The sequence below is a fragment of the Streptomyces sp. NPDC051576 genome (assembly GCF_040681835.1).
In the GTDB taxonomy this organism is placed as follows: domain Bacteria; phylum Actinomycetota; class Actinomycetes; order Streptomycetales; family Streptomycetaceae; genus Streptomyces.
In genome coordinates, this window is the sequence record NZ_JBFAZO010000006.1 from 464622 (window position 1) to 480267 (window position 15646).

The window sequence follows — 15646 nt, forward strand, 5'->3', positions numbered from 1 at the left end:
TCACATCGTCCCGCCGGTGCACGAGGCACCGGGCTCGGGCGTCTGGCTGCCCTGCACGAACTTGGCGAAGAACTTGTTCACGTCCGGGTCGCTCGCGCTCTTCACGGTGCGCTGGTGCCCCCACGCCGACAGCATGATCGGGTCCTGCTGGCTGTCGTAGGGACTCATCAGCGAGTACGGGGTCGCCTTCACCTTCGCCGCGAGCGCCTTGACGTCGGCGGCCGAGGCCTTCTTGTTGTACGTCACCCAGACCGCGCCGTGCTCCAGCGCGTGCACCGCGTTCTCGTCCTTGACGGCCTTGGTGTAGACGTTGCCGTTGCAGTTCAGCCATACCGGGTTGTGGTTGCCGCCCACCGGCGGACGCATCGGGTAGTTCACCGTTCCGGTGACGTGGGTGCGGCCCAGCGTCCCCTTCCACGTCTTCACCCCGTCCGCGCCGGTGACGAAGTGCCCCGAACCGCCGCTCTTGGAGTCACTCGCGGAACTGTCCTTCTTACCGGACTGCGCGTGCACAACGGCGACCCCGCCGACGACCAGACCGGCGGCGACCACCGTGCTCGCCGCGATCTTCACGATCCGGCCGCGTCGCTCGCGGGCCTGCTCGGCGCGCCGCATCTCCTCGATGCGGGCCTTGCGCGCCGCGTTGCCGGTGCTTTTGGCGGAACCCATGGAGTGTGTCCTTTTTGGGGGGAAGGGACAGAGGAAGGGGCGGAGTGAGGGACAGTCGGGTCCGCTGATCGTAGTGGGGTGTGAGGGGTTTCTCGTAGGGCACCCACAGCAAAGACCACAGAAGAGTGCAATGGCCCCGGGCCAGGCATTACGAATGTCAGTCCGAGCAGGCAAGATGGGCACAAGAGCAGGACACCTGCCGTACGCGAGGCGTTCAGCCCAAGGACGGCCGGCCGATCATGGTCCGCAACGCGCACGAAATGGTGTTGTGGTGGGATGCTCAGGTGCCCGACCGCCTCCCGCGGTACGAGGACAGGCGGCCTGACCAGCAAGGATGGGGAAGCGGAAGATGGACAAGCAGCAGGAGTTCGTGCTCCGGACGTTGGAGGAGCGCGACATCCGGTTCGTACGGCTGTGGTTCACGGACGTGCTGGGCTTCCTCAAGTCCGTCGCCGTGGCCCCCGCCGAGCTGGAACAGGCCTTCGACGAGGGCATCGGATTCGACGGCTCCGCGATCGAGGGCTTCGCCCGCGTGTACGAGTCCGACATGATCGCCAAGCCGGACCCCTCCACCTTCCAGGTCCTGCCCTGGCGCGCCGAGGCCCCCGGCACGGCCCGTATGTTCTGCGACATCCTCATGCCGGACGGCTCCCCGTCCTTCGCGGACCCGCGCTACGTCCTCAAGCGGGCGCTGGCCAAGACCTCCGACCTGGGCTTCACCTTCTACACCCACCCGGAGATCGAGTTCTTCCTCCTGAAGGACCGCCCGCTCGACGGCTCCCGCCCGACCCCGGCCGACAACTCCGGCTACTTCGACCACACCCCGCAGAACGTGGGCATGGACTTCCGCCGCCAGGCGATCACCATGCTGGAGTCGATGGGCATCTCGGTCGAGTTCTCCCACCACGAGGGCGCCCCGGGCCAGCAGGAGATCGACCTGCGCTACGCCGACGCGCTCTCCACGGCCGACAACATCATGACGTTCCGCCTGGTCATGAAGCAGGTCGCGCTGGAGCAGGGCGTGCAGGCCACGTTCATGCCGAAGCCGTTCTCGGAGCACCCGGGCTCCGGCATGCACACCCACCTCTCCCTCTTCGAGGGCGACCGCAACGCGTTCTACGAGTCCGGCTCCGAGTACCAGCTCTCCAAGGTCGGCCGCTCCTTCATCGCGGGCCTGCTGAAGCACGCGGCGGAGATCTCCGCGGTCACCAACCAGTGGGTCAACTCCTACAAGCGCATCTGGGGCGGCTCGGAGCGCACGGCAGGCGCCGGCGGCGAGGCCCCCTCCTACATCTGCTGGGGCCACAACAACCGCAGCGCCCTGGTCCGCGTCCCCATGTACAAGCCCGGCAAGACGGGTTCGGCACGGGTCGAGGTCCGCTCCCTGGACTCGGGTGCCAACCCGTACCTGGCCTACGCCCTCCTCCTCGCCGCCGGCCTCAAGGGCATCGAAGAGGGCTACGAACTCCCCCCGGGCGCCGAGGACGACGTCTGGGCCCTCTCCGACGCGGAGCGCCGCGCGATGGGCATCGAGCCCCTCCCGCAGAACCTCGGCGAGGCCCTGAACCTGATGGAGCGCAGCGACCTGGCCGCCGAGACCCTCGGCGAGCACGTCTTCGACTTCTTCCTGCGCAACAAGCGGCAGGAGTGGGAGGAGTACCGCAGCGAGGTCACCGCGTTCGAGCTGCGGAAGAACCTGCCGGTGCTGTAGTCGTCGTTCACAGCCGAGTGGGGCCGGCAGTCCAGTCCGGGACTGTCGGCCCCACTCGCGTTTGTCCGCCCCCGCCTAGCGCGTCGCGGTCGCGCCGTCGTAGACGTGGTCCGGGGTGACGATGCCCGTGATCGCGCGGGCGAGGAGGGTGGAGGGCTCCTGGCCGCCGCTGGTGATGTCCGTGTTGATCATGACGACCAGGGTGGCCTTCTCGGCGGGCAGGTAGACGGTCACCGTCTCGTAGCCCGGGATGGAACCGTTGTGGCCGATCCAGCCGCCGGTCTCGAAGATGCCGAGGCCGTAGCTGAGGCCGGGGATTCCGGTCGGGATGGTCTTGAGGCGCTGGGCCTGCGTCCGGGTGCTGAGCAGTTCGCCGGTGGCGACGATCTTCGCCCAGTGGTGCAGGTCGTGCAGGTTGGAGATCATGCCGCCGGCCGCCCAGGCCCAACTGGGGTTCCAGTCCGTGGAGTCGACGGTCGCGCCGCTCAGGGTCTGGTTCGTGTAGCCGTGCGGATGCGGGTCGGGGAACTCCGTCCCGTGCGGGAGCAGTGTGTCGGGCAGCTGGGCCGGTCGTAGGACATGCATGTCGAGGTAGTCGGCGAGGTGCTGGCCGGTGACCTTCTCGATGACCAGGCCGAGCAGGACGAGGTTCGAGTTGGAGTACTGGAACTCCTTCCCCGGCGCGAACGTGTTCTTGTGCTTGAAGCCGTATGCCAGGAGCTCGCGCGGGGTGAAGGAGCGCTGCGGGTCGCTGAGCAGGTCCTTGGCGAAGTCCGGGTCGGCGCTGTAGGGGAACAGGCCGCTGCGCATCTCGGCGAGTTGGCGGAGCGTGATCCGGTGGCCGTCCGGCACGCCGTCGACGTAGCGGGAGATCGGGTCGTCCAGCCGGACGCGGTGCTCGTCGACGAGGTGCAGCAGCGCGGTGACGGTGAAGGTCTTGGTCTCGCTGCCGATCCGCAGGTAGCCGTCGGTGGTCATCGGGCGGTGGGTGGCGGTGTCGGCGACGCCGGTCGCGCGGACGTAGCAGCCCTTGCCCGGCATCCACAGGCCGACGACGACACCGGGGATGGCGGCCTGGCGGCGGACGTCCTCGATCGTCCTGTCGAGGCGGGCGGTCGTCCTGTGGTCGAGACCACCCTGCGGGCAGTCGCCGTGGGCGTGCCGGTCGACGCTCGCGGGCCGGACCGCCGTGGCGGACGCCGCTGTCGTCGGGACCAGCGCGCAGGCCGCGATCAGGGTCGCGGCGAGCAGCCGGCGGTGGGGGGTACGTCTCATGTGGGAGCCTTCCAGTGACGGGCTGGGACGGCAGAACACCACCACCGACGACTCCTTGCGACGGCTCCCTTCTGCTTGGGTATCGGCGAGTCCACTCGTTCGGCGCCGGGGGAGGGTGAGGGGGGTGACATGGCAGAGGACCTGATCAGCGGCCGTCTGCGTCGGCGGATCCGGCGGGACTTCCCGGACACCGACGCGGCACGGGGGATCGTCGGCGCGCTGAGGATCCTGGCGGTCGAGCTCGAAGACTCGGGGCAGAGTACGGAGCGGCTGCTGACGGCGGCCGTGCTGATCGCCGCCGGGGACGTCGAGCGGTTCCGCCGCGCGATCCGACTCGCCCGGACGGACTGGCGCGACCTGCTCATGGCGGGCGGCCTGGGAGATGACTTCGAGCGCGTTCTGGACGAGGAACTGGGCCCCCGATAACGGCCCGTCTCCAGGCCGGGCCAGGCCGGGCCATGCAGGCCAGGTTGAGTCGGAGCCGCCCTCGTCCCCCTGCCCCCCTACCTCACATACGCCGGCGACACCGCCGCCGTACTGATCCGCCGCGCCCTGCCCGTGCCGTCCGCCGGGACGCTGTACAGGTCCGCCCCATAGTCGCCCGGCAGTGCGTAGACGATGGTGTGGTCGTCCTTCCACACCGCCTGGTCGTCCACGCTGCGGGGTTCGGCGAGCGGGGTCTCGCGCATGGTGCGGAGGTCGAGGACGTAGAGGTGCCAGGGGGCGTCCTTGGGGAGGCCCTTGACCCGTTTCTTGAAGGCGATGCGTGTGCCGTCGGGGGAGAGGGAGGGGCACTCCACGTTCGTGTGCACGGTGGTGACCGTGCGGGTGTGCAGGTCGCCCCTGACCAGGTACGTGCTGCCCTTCGTCGCCAGCGTCGCGTAGAAGGTCCGGTCGTCCGCGGCGAAGGTCACGCCCCAGAAGTTGACGTCGGCCGCGTGGTAGACGTGGCCGTCCTTGAGGATGCGGAACGTCTCCAGGGTCGGGATCAGTTTTCCCGTCCTGGTGTCGACGATCGCCGCCCGGGTCGAGAAGTTCGTGCCCGCGTACGAGTCGCCGCCCACGAACGCCGTCCACGCGGCGAAGTGGCCCGAGGGGGAGACGCGAGCCCGGGAGGGGATGCCGGGGACGGCGTAGCGGGCCGTCTCCTTGAGGTGGGCGTCGAGGATCAGCGCGCGGTAGGTGTCGGTGACCGTGCCGTGGACCGCCTGGAGGCAGACTCCGGTGCCCGAACCGGCGTAGAAGCGGAGGCACTTGAGGCCCGAGGCGGTGCGGGGGCCCGAGGGGTCGGACGCCGGGACGGTCGTCAGCTCGTCGCGGTGCGGGCCCCACGCCATGTTGCGGAAGACCAGGCGGGCGGGGGTGGTCAGGGTGATCCGCCCCGCCGTGATCCTCGGGCCGCCGGGCTGGACCTCGTCGCGGCGTTCGGCCCGCGCGGAGGCGTGCAGGACCGAGGCCACCGCCACCGCGGCGAGCGCGGCGACGGCGGAGAGGAGGATCAGGAGGCGGTTGCGCAGGGTCATGAGAGGGACTCCAGGACGGGCTGGACCGGGTGGGCCGGGCGGAGTGTCAGGGCGAACACCGCGCAGATCGCCAGCGCGAGAGTCGACGCCAGGAGCGCCGTACGGTCACCCCACAGCGTCCACGCGGCACCGAAGCCCAGCGAGCACACGAACCGCGCCGCCGCCTGACCCGTCTGCACCAACGCGAGCCCCGACGAGCGCAGTTGCTCCGGCACGCTGTCCGAGGCCGCCGCCATCAGCACGCCGTCGGTCGCCGCGTAGAAGGCGCCGTGCAGGAGCAGGACGGCGTAGGGGAGGGCGGCGTCGTGCCAGGAGGTCAGCAGCAGGACGTAGGCCGTGAGCAGGGCGCCGTGGCCCGCCAGGAACACCTGCCGGCTGCCGATACGGTCCGCGAGCCGGCCCAGTGGTACGGCGAGGAGCAGGAAGGCCGCGGCCGTGCCCACCGGCAGCAGCGCGAACCAGCGGTCGGGGACGCCGAGGCGGCGTTGCAGCAGCAGGTACACGAACGAGTCGCTGACCGTCGCCAGACCCAGCAGAAGGGCGCAGACCGTGATGCGGCGCAGGTCGCGGCGGCCGAGGAGGGTGAACGCGGCGCGCAGCGACGGTTGCTGTTCGGTGCCTCCGGTGCGTTCGGGGCTTCGCGGGCCGCGTCCGCCCGGTACGAACAGCACCAGTACGAGCACCCCCACCACGGCCACGCAGAAGCTCACCGTGAACACCGCGTCGTACCCGTCCACGGTCGCCCGCAGGATCATGAACGCGACCAGCGGCCCGAGCAGCGCCCCCGCCGTGTCCATCGCGCGGTGCACGCCGAAGGAGCGGCCCCGGTTCTCCGGGGTGGACGAGAGGGAGATCAGCGCGTCGCGCGGTGCCGTGCGCAGGCCCTTGCCCGTGCGGTCGGCGGCGAGGACCAGGCCGATGGGGGTGAGGGTGTGGGCCAGGAGGAGGAGAGGCTTGCAGGCCGCCGAGATGGCGTAGCCGATGCCCGCCACCCACTTGTGGCGGCCGTCGCCCCGGTCGGCGAGGTGGCCGCCGACGAGGCGGACGAGTGCCGAGAAGCCGTTGTAGATGCCGTCCAGGAGACCGAAGCCCAGCGGTGACAGGCCGAGGCCCGTCACCAGGTACAGCGGGAGGACCGCGGTCACCATCTCGGACGACACGTCGGTGATCAGGCTGACCGTGCCGAGCGCGAGGACCGTGGGGGCGACCGCGGACACCCGCGCCGTAGTACCCGTGGTACTGGGACCAGTGCTGGCGCGGCTGTCCGCCACGTACATCTCAGGACGCCCAGATGCCGGTGATGTCGGCGGCCGAGGCCGCGTTGCCCGCGTGCGTGCTCAGCCCCTGGGAGTCCTCCAGGGTGCGCAGCAGGTTGTAGTGGTTGTACGTGGTCGAGGACGTGGCGCCCGCGGTCACCGGCTGGCCGTAGAGGACCGTCGGGATGCGGTTGCCGCTGAGCAGGTTGTCCTCGTCGAAGGTGACGACGAGCAGGCTGTTGTGGGTCTTGGCCCAAGTGGCGTACGCGCCGAGGTTGTTCTTCAGCCAGGTGTCACCGGTCGCCACCGAGCAGTCGTGCATGTCGCTGCACAGGTTGGGGGTGACGAAGGAGATGTCGGGGAGGGTCGTGTAGTCCGTCGGGAACTGCGCGAACGTCTTGGCCGTCGAGGTCGCGACGTTGCTGAAACCGAACCAGGGGTTGTGCTTGCGGGCGTAGTTGCCGCTGCTGCACGTCGTCGAACCCTGGCTCGGCAGCGTCTCGTTGTAGCTGGCCCAGGTGCCGCCCGCGGCCGTCACCTCGGAGGCGAGGTTCGCGGCCGAGGAGAAGCCGGCGGTGTAGCAACTGTCGCTGGTGATGCCCTGGGTGGAGCCGGAGAACAGGGCGAAGTAGTTCGGCTGGCTCGGGTGGGTGATGCCGTAGGACTGGGTGAGGGCGGCACCTCCGCTCGCCAGCGAGTTGATGTAGGGGGCGCTGGAGGAGCCGATGACCTGGCTGTAGGCGTGGTTCTCCATCACCACGACGACGACGTGGTCCGGGGTCGGCACCCCGGTCGCGGCGTGCGCGGTCGAGGCGGTGCCGAAACCGGTCCAGACCCCGACGGCGGCCGCCGAGAAGGCGAGCGCGGACGCCATGACGGCGCGGCTGCGGCGATACACGGAACTGCCGGACACTTCTACCTCCGGGTGAGGGGGGAGGGGGACGGCGAACGGGGGCGACGGTGCTGACAGAGCATGCACACGCCAAAATGCCCGCATCCTGCCGTGCCCAACCCGGTGGATGAAGAAGTGGTGAACTACTGCCCCTGGTGAACTACTGCCGCGGCCCGGCCAGTTGGGCCAGCACCTGGTGCAACGGCTCGGTGGCCCGCTTGCGGTACTCCTGAATCGCCCAGCCATTGCCGTCCGGGTCCTTGAAGTACATGAAGGTCGCCCCGTCCTGCGGGGCGAACTGCACCGGCTCGCTGACATCGAGCCCGCGTGCGGTCAGCTCGTCGTAGGCCGCCTTCGCGTCCTGCACGCACAACTGCATCCCGTGGTACGTCCCCGGCTGCGGCGTCCCGGTCGGCACCTGAAGGCCGTCGACCAGCGCGATCGAACAGCCCGACCGCGGCGGCGTGAGCTGCACGATCCGTACGCCCTCCATCACCTCGCCGTCGAGATCCACGTGAAAACCGACCTTGTCCCGGTAGAACTCCTTGGCCCGGTCCACGTCCGAGACGGGCAGCAGGATCACTTCGAGGGTCATGTCCATGGCTGACTCCTTCGTGCGGCGCCGGTGCGTCACTCGAACCGCCACCGCGTCTGGCTGAACGGCTCCCCCTTACCGAAGCCGAAAACCGTGCGTGGCGCCACAGCGAAGACATACGCGTACCCGGAACCGTGATGGAAGGCCCCGTCCCGCACGTCGAAGCGCCAGAAGCTGCCGTACTTCGCCTCCCACGCGGCGGCCAGCTCCCGCAGCCGGTCCTCGTCCACGACCCGCACCGCCGCCCCCTCGACGACCAGGTCGTACCCCTTGTCCCAGGTGCTCGTGCCGGTCGTCAGCACCACCTGCGGGTTGTCGGCGAGGTTGCGCGCCTTGCGCTCCTCGGGGCCGGTGCAGAAGTGCAGCGCCCCGTCCGACCACACCGCGGGCAGCGGCGTCACATGCGGCCGCCCGTCCGGCCGTACCGTCGAGATCCAGAACTGTTCGGCCGCCCCGAGCCGCGCCTCGGCCGCGGACCAGTCGGTCGCGGTGGCCGTGGGGTCGCTGTAGCGGGGGTCGAGACGGGTGTGCGGTTCCCTGTCGGTCATGGTCTTCTCCCTGTGTCGGCCTGGCCCCGGTCGTACAGGACAGACTCCGTACCCCGCCGGAACTCATCGCCGCACGCCCCGGGGCCCCCGCCCGCACCTGCGGTTAGGCTCGGGGCGTTACGACCTTGATCCGAGGGAGGCCGGGGATGACGGCGCCGGGGCGCAGGAGCAGCACCTTCACGCGACTGCTGCGGCACGGCTTCACCGATCCCTCGGCCGCCGAGCGGCTCCTGGAGAGCGCGGAGCTGGCGCCCATAAGGAACGACCCGGTCCTGCTGGAGGCCCTCGGCGCCACCGCCGACCCGGACCTCGCCCTCCAGGGTCTCGTACGGCTCCTGGAGGCGCAGCCCGAGCCCACCGCCCGGCACGAGCTGACCGACACCCTCATCGCGGCGAAGCCGCTGCGGGACCGGCTGCTCGGCGTCCTCGGCGCCTCCGCCGCCCTCGGCGACCACCTCGCCCGGTACCCGCGCGACTGGCACGCCCTCGTCATGTACGAGCCGCGCGACCTCCACCCCGGGGTGGAGGAGTTCGAGCGCGGTCTCGCCGGGGCCACCGACCCGGTCACCCTGCGCGTCGCCTACCGCCGCTGCCTGCTGTCCATCGCCGCCCGGGACGTGTGCGGCACCACCGACCTCGCCCAGACCGCCGCCGAACTCGCCGACCTCGCCACCGCCACCCTGCGCTCCGCCCTCGCCATCGCGAGCGCCGCCGCGCCCGACGACGCGGCGCTGTGCCGGCTCGCGGTGATCGCGATGGGCAAGTGCGGCGGCCACGAGCTGAACTACGTCTCCGACGTCGACGTCATCTTCGTCGGCGAGGCCGTCGACGGCGCCGACGAGGGCAAGGCGCTGCGCGCCGCCACCAAGCTCGCCGCGCACATGATGCGGGTCTGCTCCGAGACCACTGTCGAGGGCTCGATCTGGCCCGTCGACGCCAACCTCCGCCCCGAGGGCCGCAACGGTCCGCTGGTCCGCACCCTCGCCAGCCACCTCGCCTACTACCAACGCTGGGCCAAGACCTGGGAGTTCCAGGCCCTGCTCAAGGCCCGCCCGGTGGCCGGCGACCTCGCGCTCGGCGAGGAGTACGTCACCGCCCTCGAACCCCTGGTGTGGCAGGCGGCCGAGCGCGAGAACTTCGTCACCGACGTGCAGAAGATGCGCCGCCGGGTCGTCGAGAACATCCCCGTCGCCGAGATCGACCGCGAACTCAAGCTCGCTCCCGGCGGCCTGCGGGACGTCGAATTCGCCGTCCAGCTCCTGCAGTTGGTGCACGGCCGCGCCGACACCTCGCTGCGCAGCGGCAGCACGCTCACCGCGCTCCAGGCCCTCGCCGCCGGCGGCTACGTGGGCCGCGAGGACGCCGCCCGCCTCGACGACGCCTACCGCTTCCTGCGCACGATGGAACACCGCATCCAGCTCTACCGGTTGCGCCGCACCCACCTGGTCCCCGTCGAGGAGGCCGACCAGCGGCGCCTCGGCCGCTCGATGGGCCTGCGCACCGACCCCGTCGCCGAGCTGAACCGCGAGTGGAAGCGCCACGCCACGGTCGTACGACGCCTGCACGAGAAGCTCTTCTACCGCCCGCTGCTCGACGCGGTCGCCCAACTCGCCCCCGGCGAGACCAGGTTGAGCGCCCAGGCGGCCCGCGAACGCCTGGTCGCGCTCGGCTACGGCGACCCGGCGGCGGCCCTGCGCCACATCGAGGCCCTCGCCTCCGGCGTCACCCGCAAGGCCGCCATCCAACGCACCCTGCTGCCCGTCCTGTTGGGCTGGTTCGCGGACTCCGCCGACCCGGACGCGGGCCTGCTCAACTTCCGCAAGGTGTCCGACGCGTTGGGCAAAACCCCTTGGTATCTACGGCTGTTGAGGGACGAGGGCGCCGCCGCCGAGAACCTCGCTCGCGTCCTGTCGGCCGGCCGCCTCGCCCCCGACCTCCTCATGCGCGCCCCCGAAGCGGTCGCCCTGCTCGGTGACGGCGACGGCGGCAGCGGCCTCGACCCCCGCGAACGCGCCCACCTGGAGCAGGAGATACTGGCCGCCGTCGGCCGCGCCGACGACGCCGTCCAGGCCGTCACCTTCGCCCGCGGCGTCCGCCGCCGCGAACTCTTCCGTACGGCCGCCTTCGACATCGTCGGCTCCTACGGCACCGAGACCCAGCCCGCCGAGGCCGACCAGGGCGCCCTCGTCGACCGGGTCGGCGGCGCCGTCTCCGACCTGACCGCGGCCACCCTCGCCGGCACCCTGCGCGCGGTGGTCCGCGCGGGCTGGGGCGACACCCTGCCCACCCGCTTCGCGATCATCGGCATGGGCCGCTTCGGCGGCCACGAACTCGGCTACGGCTCCGACGCGGACGTCCTGTTCGTACACGAACCCCGCGAGGGCGTCGAGGAACGCGAGGCCTCCGAGGCGGCCAACAAGGTCGTCTCCGAGATGCGCCGGCTGCTCCAGGTCCCCAGCTCGGACCCGCCCCTGCTGATCGACGCGGACCTGCGTCCCGAGGGCAAGTCGGGCCCGCTCGTACGGACGTTGAAGTCGTACGAGGCCTACTACCGCCGCTGGTCCCTGGTCTGGGAGTCGCAGGCGCTGCTGCGGGCCCAACCCGTCGCCGGTGACGAGGAGTTGGGCCGCGCCTTCATCGAGCTGATCGACCCCCTGCGCTACCCGGCGGAGGGCCTCGGCGACGACGCGGTACGCGAGATCCGCCGCCTCAAGGCCCGTATGGAGTCGGAGCGGCTGCCGCGCGGCGCCGATTCGACCCTGCACACCAAACTGGGGCGCGGCGGCCTCTCCGACGTCGAGTGGACCGTACAGCTCATGCAGTTGCTGCATGGGTGGGTCGAACCGGGCCTGCGCACCACCCGCACCCGAGAGGCCCTCGCCGCCGCGTGCGCCGCGGAACTCATCTCGACGGAGGACGCGTCGACCCTGGACGAGGCCTGGGTGCTGGCGACCCGTGTCCGCAACGCCGTGATGCTCGTGCGCGGGCGGGCCGGCGACACGTTTCCCTCGGAGCGGCGTGAACTGGCGGCGGTGGGGCGGTACTTGGGGTACGGGCCGGGGCATGTGGGGGACATGCTCGACGACTACCGGCGTACTACGCGTAGGGCGCGGGGTGTGGTGGACGTTCTGTTCTACGGGGCCTAGGTGGGTTGTTGTTCGGCTGCCGACCGGTGGGGGCTGGCCGAGCCCCTATGGGGCACGTTCAGTCGGCGTCGGCTGGAAAGCGCCACGCCCGTCAGGATCACCGCCATGCCCGCCACCACGCGCAGCCCCACCTTCTCGTCGAGCAGCACGGCACCCAGTGAGACCGAGACGACCGGCAGCAGATAACCGACCGTTGCCGCGCTGGTCGCGCCCTCGTCGGCGATCAGGCGGTAGTTGAGGTAGAAGGTCACGCCGGTGGCGAGGACGCCGAGGGCGGTGACCGCGAGGAGGGCCGTGAGGTCGGCGTGTACGGGGCCGGCGGCGGGCAGGCCCAGGGTCGTCCAGGCTGTCGCCGCCATCAGTTGGGCCGCCGAGACGGCCAACGGCGCCTGGCCGGAGGTGAGTTTGCGGGCCATGTAGGCGAAGGCCACGGCGTAGCTCGCGGCGGCGCCCAGCAGGGCGAGCGCGCCCCAGCCGAACAGGCCCGAGCGTTGCCAGGGGGCGAAGACCAGGACCGTACCCGCGAAGCCGAGGAGGAGTCCGGACAGGCGGCTTCGGCCGAGGCCGCGGTCGGTGCCGAGGGTGATGCCGATCAGCAGGGACCACAAGGGAGTTGTGGCGTTCAGGACACCCGCGATCCCGGAGTCGACGGTCTGCTCGCCGACGCTGAACAACGCGAACGGGACGGCGTTGCAGAACAGGGCGGCCACCGCGAGCCGGCCCCAGGTCGCGCGGTCGCGGGGCAGGCGCTGGCCGGCCGCGCGGGCCAGGGCCAGCAGCACCAGCGTGCCGAGGGCGCAGCGGGTGATGGTGATCTGGGCGGGGGAGAGGCCGTGGTCCAGGGCGAGTTTGATCCACAGGAAGCCCGACCCCCACAGGAGGGCGAGTACGGCCATGCGGAGCGTCGAGGCGGGCTGCATGGGTCCACGGTCCGGCAGGGCGATACTTCAGCACAAGCGAAAGATTCTACAGTCACTGTTAACCTCTCCTACATGCTTGATGTGCGACGCATGCAGGTCCTGCGGGCCGTGGTGGGCAGCGGATCGGTGACCGCGGCGGCGGCCCGGCTCGGCTACACGCCGTCCGCCGTCAGCCAGCAGATCGGGGCGCTGGAGAAGGAGGCCGGGACCGCGCTCCTGGAGCGGGTCGGGCGCGGGGTGCGGCCCACGGAGGCCGGGCTGCTGCTCACCGGGTACGCGGACGAGATCGGCCGACAGGTCGCCGAGGCGGAGACGGCGCTGGCGGACCTGGTGGCCGGCCGCACGGGTCGGCTCACGGTCCGCTACTTCGCCACCGCCGGCGCCGCCCTGGTCGCCCCCGCCGTGGCCCGGCTCCGCGCCGAACACCCGGGAGTCCAGATCGAGTTGAAGCTGACCGACCCCGAGGAGCCGCTGCCCGAGGTGAAGGAGGGGCGAGCGGACGTAGCGCTGGTGGTGGGCCCATCCGGCTCTTCCGGCTCTTCCGGCTCTTCCGGCGGTCACGAGGGCGTACGGCTGGTGAAGCTGCTGGACGATCCGTATCTCGCCGTACTGCCGAAGGGACACCGGCTGGCGGGGCGGCGGAGCGTCGAGCTGCGGGAGCTGGCCGAGGAGGCGTGGGTGGGCAGCGAGTGGCCCGGGCCGTGCCTGGACGCGCAGCTCGACGCGTGCGCGGCGGCGGGATTCCGGCCGCGTTTCGCGGTGGAGAGCGAGGACTATGTGACCGCGCAGGGCTTCGTCGCGGCGGGCCTGGGCGTGGGTCTGATCCCCCGGCTGGGCCTCGGCAGCCGCCACCCGGGCGTGGTCGTACGGGCCGTACGGCGCCCCGAGCCGGTGCGGACCATCCATGCGGCCGTCCGCGAGACGGCACCGCCTCAGCCGGCCCTACGGGCATTCCTGACAGCGCTGCGGGACGCGGCGACCGCGCCGGACGGGCCCTAGCCCCTGACGGGCGCCGGCACCCCGTCGGCTCCCCGGACTGCCACCCCGCGCGGCAGCGCGTACGGAAACGTGCCGTACCAGACGCGCGAGACCATGAAGCCGAAGGACAGGCAGAGCATGCCGCCGACCGCGTCCAGCCAGAAGTGGTTGGCGGTGGAGACGATGACCAGGAGCGTCATCGCCGGGTACAGCAGGCCGAGGATGCGGACCCACGGGAGTTTTGCCAGGGCGAAGATCGTCAGGCCGCACCACAGGGACCAGCCGATGTGCATGGACGGCATCGCGGCGTACTGGTTCGACATGTTCTTCAGGTCGCCGGAGGCCATCGAACCCCAGGTCTGGTGGACCACGACGGTGTCGACGAAGTGGCCGCCGTTCATCAGGCGCGGCGGGGCCAGCGGGACGAAGTAGTAGCCGACCAGGGCCACGGCCGTGGTCGCGAAGAGCACCAGGCGCGTCGCCGCGTACCGGCCCGGATGGCTGCGGTACAGCCACACCAGGACACCCAGCGTCACGATGAAGTGCAGTGTCGCGTAGTAGTAGTTCATACCGACGATCAGCCAAGTCACCGAGTTCACCGCGTGGTTGACCGACTGCTCGACGGCGATGCCGAGGTCGCCCTCGACCCGCCAGATCCAGTCCGCGTTGCGCAGCGCCTCGCCCCGCTGTTCCGGCACCGCGTTGCGCACCAGCGAGTACACCCAGTAACTCACGCCGATCAGCAGGATCTCGAACCACAGCCGGGGCCGGCGCGGAGTGCGCGCCCGACGCAGGAAACCCTGCCCCGCGGCGTCCGCGACGGGGTTCGGAACGGCTTCTTCGCGGCCTTCCAATGTCGTCACGGTGGTCTCACCCATAGACATGAAGTCTGCCAGAAAAGGCTTCCCCGACCGATCATCCCCTGGTCGGGTCCGGCTCGCATGTTCTACGGCGAGGAGAGGTCCCCGCCTACTACCAGCGCACTGGAAACGGCCGCGTTTCTCTCCCCCTCAGGGACGAGTCCGGTCCCCGGGCGCCGAAGCCGTCGAACCACGCACCACCAGCTCCGGCATGAACACGAACTCACTGTGCGGCGCGGGCGTCCCGCCGATCTCCTCCAGCAACGTCCGCACCGCCGCCTGTCCCATCGCCGGCACCGGCTTGCGGATCGTCGTCAGCGGTGGATCGGTGAACGCGATCAGCGGGGAGTCGTCGAAACCCACCACCGAGACGTCCCGGGGCACGTCGAGACCCCGCTGCCGGGCCGCCCGTATCGCGCCGAGCGCCATCATGTCGCTCGCGCACACCACCGCTGTGCAGTCCCGGTCCATGAGCGCGGCGGCGGCGGCCTGCCCGCCCTCCAGCGTGTACAGCGAGTGCTGGACGAGGCGGGTCTCCACGTCCTCGGCGGTCAGGGTCAGTTGGTCCTGCATCGCGCGGACGAAGCCCTCGATCTTGCGCTGCACCGGCACGAACCGCTTGGGTCCGAGGGCGAGTCCGATCCGGGTGTGGCCGAGCGAGACGAGATGCGTGACGGCGAGGGTCATCGCCGCGCGGTCGTCGGGGGAGATGAACGGCGCCTGCACCTTCGGCGAGAAGCCGTCCACGAGCACGAACGGCACGCCCTGCGCCCGCAGTTGGTCATAGCGCTGCATGTCGGCGGAGGTGTCCGCGTGCAGCCCGGAGACGAAGATGATGCCCGCGACCCCGCGGTCGACGAGCATCTCGGTCAGCTCGTCCTCCGTGGACCCGCCCGGGGTCTGGGTGGCGAGCACGGGGGTATAGCCCTGCCGGGTCAGCGCCTGGCCGATGACCTGCGCCAGGGCGGGGAATATCGGGTTCTCCAGCTCCGGCGTTATCAGGCCGACCAGGCCCTCGCTGCGCTGCCGCAGCCGTACCGGACGTTCGTAGCCGAGCACGTCGAGTGCGGCGAGGACGGACTGGCGGGTGGTGGCGGCGACGCCCGGCTTGCCGTTGAGGACGCGGCTGACGGTCGCTTCGCTCACCCCCGCCTGGGCGGCGATGTCGGCAAGCCGTGTGGTCACGGGAGTGGACTGTACCGGCCGTCGGCGCGCTGCGGGTTGCTGCGTCATCGCGATCCCTCGTGTTCTGGTCGGCGTCTGGTCGGCGTAC

General features: G+C 70.9%; 14 protein-coding genes. 4 read left to right on the top strand and 10 right to left on the bottom strand.

From position 1 onward, the window contains the following. Entirely contained in the window at window positions 1-669 is a 669-nt protein-coding gene (locus AB0M63_RS22845; protein WP_366020633.1) for a DUF3105 domain-containing protein, read from the bottom strand. A 349-nt stretch (window positions 670-1018) separates the two neighbouring features. On the opposite strand from AB0M63_RS22845, the gene glnA reads away from it, so the two are divergent. After that, window positions 1019-2380: a type I glutamate--ammonia ligase gene (gene glnA, locus AB0M63_RS22850; RefSeq protein WP_355909432.1), complete on the top strand. Its 1362-nt coding sequence runs from the start codon at window positions 1019-1021 to the stop codon at window positions 2378-2380. A 75-nt stretch (window positions 2381-2455) separates the two neighbouring features. Here glnA and AB0M63_RS22855 read toward each other — a convergent pair whose 3' ends face one another. Next, window positions 2456-3655 (bottom strand): serine hydrolase domain-containing protein, encoded by a 1200-nt coding sequence (locus AB0M63_RS22855; protein ID WP_366020634.1) that lies wholly within the window; start codon window positions 3653-3655, stop codon window positions 2456-2458. 129 nt (window positions 3656-3784) lie between these two features. On the opposite strand from AB0M63_RS22855, the gene AB0M63_RS22860 reads away from it, so the two are divergent. Further along, window positions 3785-4081, top strand: a complete 297-nt coding sequence (locus AB0M63_RS22860; protein WP_366020635.1) for a hypothetical protein — start codon at window positions 3785-3787, stop codon at window positions 4079-4081. A 77-nt stretch (window positions 4082-4158) separates the two neighbouring features. Here the strand turns inward: AB0M63_RS22860 and AB0M63_RS22865 are convergent, their stop codons facing one another. The 5 genes from AB0M63_RS22865 to AB0M63_RS22885 form a co-directional block, all read right to left on the bottom strand. Further along, entirely contained in the window at window positions 4159-5178 is a 1020-nt protein-coding gene (locus AB0M63_RS22865; protein ID WP_366020636.1) for a TolB-like translocation protein, read from the bottom strand. Then, a complete protein-coding gene (locus AB0M63_RS22870) occupies window positions 5175-6455 on the bottom strand; it encodes an MFS transporter (RefSeq protein ID WP_366020637.1) in 1281 nt (426 codons plus the stop codon). The genes AB0M63_RS22865 and AB0M63_RS22870 overlap by 4 nt, the downstream gene beginning before the upstream one ends. 1 nt (window position 6456) lies before the next feature. After that, window positions 6457-7347, bottom strand: coding sequence for an alkaline phosphatase family protein (locus AB0M63_RS22875; RefSeq protein WP_366020638.1), 891 nt, complete (start codon window positions 7345-7347; stop codon window positions 6457-6459). A 139-nt stretch (window positions 7348-7486) separates the two neighbouring features. Continuing rightward, complete coding sequence (locus AB0M63_RS22880; protein WP_366020639.1) at window positions 7487-7927, bottom strand: VOC family protein; 441 nt, start codon at window positions 7925-7927, stop codon at window positions 7487-7489. 29 nt (window positions 7928-7956) lie between these two features. After that, window positions 7957-8469, bottom strand: a complete 513-nt coding sequence (locus tag AB0M63_RS22885; RefSeq protein WP_366020640.1) for a pyridoxamine 5'-phosphate oxidase family protein — start codon at window positions 8467-8469, stop codon at window positions 7957-7959. 146 nt (window positions 8470-8615) lie between these two features. On the opposite strand from AB0M63_RS22885, the gene AB0M63_RS22890 reads away from it, so the two are divergent. Then, a complete protein-coding gene (locus tag AB0M63_RS22890; RefSeq protein ID WP_366020641.1) occupies window positions 8616-11615 on the top strand; it encodes a bifunctional [glutamine synthetase] adenylyltransferase/[glutamine synthetase]-adenylyl-L-tyrosine phosphorylase in 3000 nt (999 codons plus the stop codon). On the opposite strand, the gene AB0M63_RS22895 is transcribed toward AB0M63_RS22890, so the two are convergent. Next, window positions 11612-12535 carry a DMT family transporter gene (locus AB0M63_RS22895; RefSeq protein ID WP_366020642.1) on the bottom strand — a complete coding sequence of 308 codons (924 nt, stop codon included), beginning with the start codon at window positions 12533-12535 and terminating at the stop codon, window positions 11612-11614. The genes AB0M63_RS22890 and AB0M63_RS22895 overlap by 4 nt on opposite strands. Before the next feature lie 72 nt (window positions 12536-12607). Here AB0M63_RS22895 and AB0M63_RS22900 point away from each other — a divergent pair, with 72 nt between their 5' ends. Continuing rightward, the gene (locus tag AB0M63_RS22900; RefSeq protein WP_355909461.1) at window positions 12608-13534 is read left to right on the top strand and encodes a LysR family transcriptional regulator; all 927 of its coding nucleotides are present in this window, start codon (window positions 12608-12610) and stop codon (window positions 13532-13534) included. Here the strand turns inward: AB0M63_RS22900 and AB0M63_RS22905 are convergent. Both AB0M63_RS22905 and AB0M63_RS22910 read right to left on the bottom strand, forming a co-directional pair. Next, on the bottom strand, window positions 13531-14391 hold the full coding sequence (locus AB0M63_RS22905; RefSeq protein ID WP_366020643.1) for a phosphatase PAP2 family protein: 861 nt from the start codon (window positions 14389-14391) through the stop codon (window positions 13531-13533). The two genes, AB0M63_RS22900 and AB0M63_RS22905, sit on opposite strands and share 4 nt — an antisense overlap. Window positions 14392-14523: 132 nt before the next feature. Continuing rightward, window positions 14524-15558, bottom strand: a complete 1035-nt coding sequence (locus AB0M63_RS22910) for a LacI family DNA-binding transcriptional regulator (RefSeq protein ID WP_366020644.1) — start codon at window positions 15556-15558, stop codon at window positions 14524-14526. Between the last annotated feature and the right edge of the window lie 88 nt (window positions 15559-15646).